The sequence below is a fragment of the Stenotrophomonas sp. SrG genome, from assembly GCF_050031795.1.
In the GTDB taxonomy this organism is placed as follows: Bacteria; Pseudomonadota; Gammaproteobacteria; order Xanthomonadales; family Xanthomonadaceae; genus Stenotrophomonas; species Stenotrophomonas rhizophila_A.
In genome coordinates this window covers 1-245 of the sequence record NZ_JBNBBE010000810.1, presented here as the reverse complement: position 1 = coordinate 245, position 245 = coordinate 1, and the positions used below count along the sequence as shown (strand labels likewise).

The following is a 245-nucleotide window of genomic DNA, read 5'->3' as shown; positions in this document are numbered from 1 at the left end:
GAGCTGCTGCGCGTGACCGTCATCGTCATGGTGGCCCTGCTCGTGTGCGCGGCCGTGGCGTTCGCGGGGATCATCGGGTTCGTCGGGCTGGTCATCCCCCACCTCATGCGCATGGCGATCGGGCCCGCGCACCTCCCGCTCGTGATCACGAGCGCCCTGGGCGGCGCGCTGCTGATCGCCGGGGCCGACCTCGTCGCCCGCACGGCCGTCCCCCTCGCCGACCTTCCGATCGGCATGATCACCGA

The 245-nt window shown here is 72.2% G+C and carries 1 protein-coding gene; it reads left to right on the top strand.

The genetic code is table 11. The features are described 5' to 3' along the window. Nucleotides 1-12: 12 nt before the first annotated feature. On the top strand, nt 13-245 hold a 233-nt coding region (locus ACQG3P_RS21800; RefSeq protein ID WP_426806217.1), incomplete at its 3' end, for an iron chelate uptake ABC transporter family permease subunit.